This window comes from Gemmatimonadota bacterium (assembly GCA_026706345.1).
In the GTDB taxonomy this organism is placed as follows: Bacteria; JAAXHH01; JAAXHH01; order JAAXHH01; family JAAXHH01; genus JAAXHH01.
The window spans coordinates 1-5,442 of record JAPOYX010000249.1; the positions used below are offsets into that span (position 1 = coordinate 1).

Genomic DNA, 5,442 nt, shown 5'->3' on the forward strand with positions numbered 1-5,442 from the left:
CCCTGGTGGACTACACGGAAGAGAACCACCAGATCCGCAGGGACAAGTTCGACCAGGTGCTGCCGCAGATCATGCGGGAGCGGAACGTGGACATGTGGATCCACGTGATGCGGGAAGCCGTGCCCGATGCCTTCGGCATCGACGAACTGGGCAGCGCCTCCGGCGTGTTCGTCTTCACCGACCGCGGCGGGGACCGCATCGAACGGGCCATCCTGGGCCGCCGCTGGGGTGTCGCCCACCGGGGATGGGGAGAAAGCGACTACCGGATGGTCGAGGAGAGCGGGGCCTACGACATCGTCGCCCCCGCGGTTCGGATTCAGGAACCGGTTGGAGGGCCGTTGACGGAATACGACCACCGGTTCCAGGGCCTTGGGGAGTTTGTCGCCGAGCGCGACCCGGAACGCATTGCGGTCAATTTCATGCGCGAATTGGGCCCCTGGCCCACCTACCGGGGGCGTATCGACGGGCTTTCCCATACGGATTACGTCCTCCTCAGCGAAGAACTCGGCGGGGAGTACGCCAGTCGGCTGATCTCTGCGGAGTGGTTGATCATGGACTACATCAATCACCAGGTTCCCAGCGAGGTCGAGTTGCTGAGGCGAATGCGTCAGGACGAGCTGGTATTGGTGGAGCGGGCCCTGGCCGAAGTGGAACCGGGCGTCACCCGGATTGGCGACACCGACTTGACGATATTCCGGCGGATGTGGACCGGAGAGTCGCAGCGCGGCAGGAGCGATGCCTGGACCGAGGACACAGTGGTGCAGCGCGGGGACATCCTGGCAGCGCCGAGCCAGGGCGTCTATGCCTACGTGCTTCGCGAGGGAGAAACGGAACCGCCGCCGGAAATCCAGCGGCTCTGGGACCAATACCTGCTTGTCGACCGGATTCTCGTCGAGACGGTCCGTGCGGGCCTGACGCCGCGCGAGATCATGAGCGACTACGCACAGCGGTACGAGGAGGCAGGCATCATCCTCCGCGACGACCAGCTTCACATGGTGGATGCCAGGAACGATTTCCCCACCTATGCCGCCGGGTACGATCCGGAGAAAACGCAGCTCTCCATCGACGCGCATGGCCAGACGAAGGGCGCCCGGCCGTGGCACGTCGAATCCTATCTCTCGCCTCGCATCGGTTCCTACGGCCCCGAATGGGCCTGGGATATTCCTCTCGCTCCGAACCATCATTTCGTGCTGGAGTATTTCTTCTACATGCCGTCGGAGGGACCCCCGGACAGGGACCAGTACCTGTTCTGGTGGGACCACGAAGAGGCCATTGCCACCGAGAACGGCGTCGAGTACCTGTCGCCGCCGCAAGAGGAGTTGATCCTCATCCGCTAGCCTGTCCAGCGTCTCCATGGTGCGCTGGACACGACCGGCAGGGCGCGGATGCTTCATCCTCGCCGCAAGAAAATGAAGTTCAAACTGCCCATCGACGCAAAGACCGGATTCGACGTTTCCGAAGACTTCGAGCGCTTCGATCAACGCAATGAAATCTATTGCCGCTCCGAGTGGGATCCGGAGATCACCAGCGAGAAGGCAGCGGAATTCTTTCGCGGTCACTACATGCCGCACGCTCGCGCACGCAAGGCTGACGGCTTCAGCCAGCGGGACTACGCCCTGCGAAATGCCACCTGGCACGTGACGAATGTCCTGCGTGACGTGCGCCGCGAGAGTGACGATCGCAAGGAAGGGTTCTTCGATACCTTTACGTCGCACGCAGAGGGCTGGCCCGAGCCTTACCCTTTCGATTCGGCCGAAGCGGCGACTCGAAACCTTCGAAGGGCGGCAAAGAGCATCGGGGCCAGTCTGCTCGGGATATGCGAATACGATGAGCGATGGGTTTACAGGACCCGCTACAGCGAGCAGACCCAGAAAGACAAACCGGTCGATATTCCCGGAGACCTGCCGTACGTCATCGTCATCGGCGAGCCCATGGATTTCGGTCTGACGGAGACGGTGCCCTCCGCGCTATCCGGTTCGGCCACCGGCATGGGATATACCTACGATACCGTCATATTGCTCACGATCACTCAGTACATCAGAAACCTGGGCTACCGGGCGGTCGCCTCGATGAACGACTCTGCCCTGGCGATTCCCCTCGCTGTGCAGGCGGGGCTTGGAGAAGTCGGGCGGCACAGCCTTCTGATTACCAGGGAGTACGGCCCGCGGCTCAGGCTCGGCAAGATCTTTACCGACATGCCATTGGAAATCGACGAGCCCGTCCGGTTCGGCGTGAAGGAATTCTGTGACATCTGCCAACGCTGCAGCGCCGCCTGCCCGCCCAGGGCGATCCCACACCAGGCGCCGTCACGGGAACCGCACAGCGTTTCGAATCTGAAGGGCGTACTCAAGTGGACCACGAACGCCGAGAAGTGCTTTCGCTTCTGGGTGGGCCAGAACTCGGATTGCTCCATTTGCATACGGGTCTGCCCGTACAATCGCGACTTCAGCAAATGGTACAACCGCCTGTGGCGCCGTCTCGCTGGAACCCGGTTGAGAAAACTCATGCTGATGATCGACAAGACTTTCCTGCCGCGCGAACGCGCCAGCGCTCCGCAGTGGTGGGCGAAACAAAGGTAAGGCAGTCGAAGTTGGACTTGCGTCGAGGGCTGCCAGTGCTGTATCAGCCTTGTAACGCCGTATCGGTGGCCGCAGAACCGCCCCGGGACAGGAAGCTAAGTTTCCGGATCGCCCTTGAAAGCTTCGGAAACGACAAACAGGTCCGTCAGCAAGGCCCGCAGGTGAATGGACCCGTTGACGTTGTCGATGAGCATGGAGCTGATGCCGGGCCGCGAATTGACCAGCCGGACCAGGCCCAGGGTCTTGCGGGCATCCTCTGCCACGGCGTCGATGAAGTCTTCCACGCCGTAGTCGAGAGCGCCGTGCTGTCGAACGACCGAGGCAACCTCCTCGCCCAGTCCATCCAGCGCGGACTCCATCTTGCCGAGGAATTCCCTGAGCTGGAATCCGACGCCGGAACCGCTGGCGTCGCTGTCCGTGAGCCGCCCCTGGGCCGCATAGGCGAGCATGAACTCGTAGCCTGCCTCGATGGCATCGATGCGTTCGTTCAGATTCAAGCTGCGCCCTTCTTGACGTACCGGCAATTGAGTTAGAATCGCAACGTGTCGGCAATATCCTGTGGGTCCGTAACCATGCGAAAACTACAGTTCACCGTTTCAGGTCTCCTGCTTTGCCTCTCTTTCGGACAGGTTTACGGGCAGAGTGACGCTGGCAGGCAGGAAGCGGATCTGATTCTGGATCACGCGACCGTTGTAACCATGGATGAGGCGTATCGGGTTATTGAAAACGGCGCAGTGGTCATAAGCGATGGATTGATTGTCGACATCGGGCAGCGCGACATTCTGGAACGCTATGAGGCGACGAACGTATTGGACGTGTCCGGCGACATCGTCATGCCAGGCTTCGTTAATACGCATACGCACCTGGCGATGTCCGTATTTCGGACGCTTGGCGAGGACATTGCCGATCGACTTCACCGGTACCTCTTTCCGCTCGAAGCGCAGTTCGCGGATCTGGAGATGGTGCGAATCGGGACGCGCCTGGGGGTACTCGAAAGCATCAAGGGCGGTACGACGACATTGGTCGACATGTATTACTTCGAGGGCGTAGTCGCTGAGGTGCTCGACAAGGCAGGTCTGCGTGGAGTGGTTGGCGAAACCATTATGACCTTCAAGACGCCGGATGCTGATAAGCCATCCGACGCAATTCAGCGAACGATAGACTTAATACATCAATACAAGGACCATCCAAGGATTTTCCCGGCCTTTGCGCCGCATGGTCCTTACACGAATTCCACTGAAACTCTACGGGAGATTGCTGCGCTATCAGAAAAGTATGACACCAGGGTTACGAGTCACGTAGCCGAGTCGGTAAGAGAATCTGAAGAAATTGCAGCACGTGGTGCACGCAGTTCGGTCGCGTACCTCGAGACCACCGGCTTGTTGTCTTCGCGCCTATTGATAGCTCACGCGATTCTCGTAGACGACGCGGATATCGCTTTACTCAAAAAATACGACGTGGGCGTAGGACATTGTGTGTCGGCGAATACCAAGTCAGCAAAAGGCGTGGCTCCGGTGCCGGCGATGCTGGCAAGAGGAATCAATGTCGGTCTATGCACGGATGGACCGATGTCCGGAAACGGGCTCAGTGTGCTCGACGAACTGCCGCAGGTTGGGAAAATTCATAAACTGAATTTGGCGGACCGGGAAGCGATGCCGGTACGCGACATAGTTGCCATGGCGACCATAGGCGGAGCACGCGCGCTGGGGATGGAAGACAGTATCGGCTCGTTGGAGGTCGGCAAGCAGGCAGACATTATTGTTGTCGACACGACTGCGCCAAATATGACACCAATTTTTGACTACTATGCGGCTCTTGTCTATTCGGCGTTGGCAACGAACGTAAAGCATATGATCGTGGCTGGATCAGTAATCATGAAAGATCGCCAAGTGTTAACGATGGATGAAGCAGGCGTAATTCAAGAAGCGCAGGATCTTAGCGCGCGAATAGCCAAGCGCTTGTACAATGGCGGAGTCAGGATGGACAACAACTAGAGTTGCGGTCGAGAAGCGACCTACCCCGGGGGAAAACTATGAAAATAAAAATACTACTCGTTTTTTATTGCGATGCTGCCGCTCGCTAGTCGGAAGTTCCCCCTGATTTCCCATTGATTTTGTGGCCAAGCGTTTGATTGGGCGGGGGTTTTTGTGGCTTTCTGAGCGGGAATATGTAGCCATGTAATAGTCGCTCATGTTCGCATATATTCATTGACATTATGGATATACATGGCTAACAGCAGTAGCCATGTATATCGAGTCCGTGCCCAACCGCAACTCCCCGCCCGCCGTGCTGCTGCGCGAGTCCTACCGACTCAACGGCAAAGTCAAGAAACGCACCCTGGCCAATCTCTCCAAATGGCCCCCCGCCCTGATCGAGGGCTTGCGCGTGCTGCTCAAGGGCGGCGCCGCGGTGGCGCGGCTCGAGGAGGCCTTCGATATCGAGCGCACCCGCCCCCACGGGCATGTCGCCGCCGTGCTCGGCACGCTCAAGCGGCTGCGCCTTCACCGGCTCATCGCCCCGCAACGCTCGCCCGAACGCGACCGCGCGGTGGCGATGGTCGTCGCCCGGGTGCTTCAGCCGGGTTCCAAGCTGGCCACCGCCCGGGGCCTGGCCGAGGCCACGGCGACCGACACGCTGGCGGAGACGCTGGGGCTGGGTCGGGTGGACGAGGAGGACCTGTACGCGGCCATGGGCTGGCTGCTCGGGCGCCAGGACCGCATCGAGCGGGCCCTGGCGAAGCGCCACCTCAAGGAAGACGCCCTGGTGCTCTACGACCTGACCTCGGTGTACCTGGAGGGGCGCAAGTGCCCGCTGGCCAAGCGGGGCCATTCGCGCGACGGCAAGCGGGGCAAGTTGCAGATCG

5 protein-coding genes are annotated in these 5,442 nt (G+C 60.0%); 4 read left to right on the forward strand and 1 reads right to left on the reverse strand.

The window, feature by feature from the left end; all coding sequences use genetic code 11:
• Both OXG98_17880 and OXG98_17885 read left to right on the forward strand, forming a co-directional pair.
• On the forward strand, positions 1 to 1,337 hold a 1,337-nt coding region (locus OXG98_17880), incomplete at its 5' end, for a hypothetical protein (GenBank protein ID MCY3773880.1).
• A 48-nt stretch (positions 1,338 to 1,385) separates the two neighbouring features.
• Positions 1,386 to 2,579 carry a reductive dehalogenase gene (locus OXG98_17885; GenBank protein MCY3773881.1) on the forward strand — a complete coding sequence of 398 codons (1,194 nt, stop codon included), beginning with the start codon at positions 1,386 to 1,388 and terminating at the stop codon, positions 2,577 to 2,579.
• A gap of 95 nt (positions 2,580 to 2,674) precedes the next feature.
• Here the strand turns inward: OXG98_17885 and OXG98_17890 are convergent, their stop codons facing one another.
• The gene (locus tag OXG98_17890) at positions 2,675 to 3,076 is read right to left on the reverse strand and encodes a hypothetical protein (protein MCY3773882.1); all 402 of its coding nucleotides are present in this window, start codon (positions 3,074 to 3,076) and stop codon (positions 2,675 to 2,677) included.
• Positions 3,077 to 3,151: 75 nt separating this feature from the next.
• On the opposite strand from OXG98_17890, the gene OXG98_17895 reads away from it, so the two are divergent.
• Complete coding sequence (locus tag OXG98_17895; protein MCY3773883.1) at positions 3,152 to 4,573, forward strand: amidohydrolase; 1,422 nt, start codon at positions 3,152 to 3,154, stop codon at positions 4,571 to 4,573.
• 250 nt (positions 4,574 to 4,823) lie between these two features.
• Positions 4,824 to 5,442: IS1634 family transposase (locus OXG98_17900; protein ID MCY3773884.1), on the forward strand; the 619-nt coding region annotated here is incomplete at its 3' end.